The 735-nt window shown below is 65.6% G+C and carries 2 protein-coding genes; both read right to left on the reverse strand.

Annotated features, from left to right (window positions below):
• Positions 1-98: 98 nt before the first annotated feature.
• Entirely contained in the window at positions 99-407 is a 309-nt protein-coding gene (locus CCN35_RS27110) for a hypothetical protein (RefSeq protein ID WP_067399913.1), read from the reverse strand.
• A 140-nt stretch (positions 408-547) separates the two neighbouring features.
• The coding region (locus tag CCN35_RS29040) for a hypothetical protein (RefSeq protein ID WP_211285590.1) at positions 548-735 on the reverse strand (188 nt) is incomplete at its 5' end.

The following is a 735-nucleotide window of genomic DNA, read 5'->3' on the forward strand; positions in this document are numbered from 1 at the left end:
GGGGTAGTGGGGGCACCGGGCGCGCCCGGAGGGGTCTGGCCTGCGGCGCGGGCGGAGCACCGTGCGCGGCATGCGCGGGTGTGCGCCGGTCGTACGGCTTATACGGCCATGCCGTACACGATGGTGAAGAGCGTGCCGAGCGAGCCGATGATGAACACCCCTGTCAGGCCGGCGATGATCAGTCCCTTGCCCTGCTCGGCGCTGAACGTGTCACGCAGGGCCGTGGCGCCGATGCGCTGCTTGGCCGCACCCCAGATGGCGATGCCGAGGCACATCAGGATGGCGACGGCCATCACCACCTCGATCATCACCTTGGCCTCGTTGCCCAGGCTGCCGAAGGGGCCCCAGTCCGGAGCGATCCCGCCGATGATGGTGTTGATGTCTCCCTTGTCGGCTGCAAAGAGCATGTAACTCACCGCCCCTGTTGGGTAGTTCACGTTCCCTGTCCTTGTGCAGAGGTCAGGGTCATTCTCGCCGACAATCACGCCGACGATGTCGACTTGGCGCTATTGCCTTATGGGTTTGGTATGCATCGTCACTCTGTGTATCACGGCAGGTCACGCCGGGCAATGAAGCCCGAGCGGAACCTGTCGCGTGGTCCTGTCGTTGATGTTTTTTCGCCGTCCGTCACGGTTTTTGACGACCGGTCGGGTGTGACCGCTTCGATGGTCTCACGCCGGCGGGCCGCGGTCCCGTCGTCCATCCGGTGCAGGCGGGGCGCACGGGGGAGGGAGG

This window comes from Streptomyces thermovulgaris, from assembly GCF_002155915.1.
Classification (GTDB): Bacteria; Actinomycetota; Actinomycetes; order Streptomycetales; family Streptomycetaceae; genus Streptomyces; species Streptomyces thermovulgaris.

What these genes read in the sequence shown, in the direction of transcription:
- CCN35_RS27110 (WP_067399913.1), bottom strand. Translation starts at nt 407, where the DNA reads ATGCTCTTTGCAGCCGACAAGGGAGACATCAACACCATCATCGGCGGG.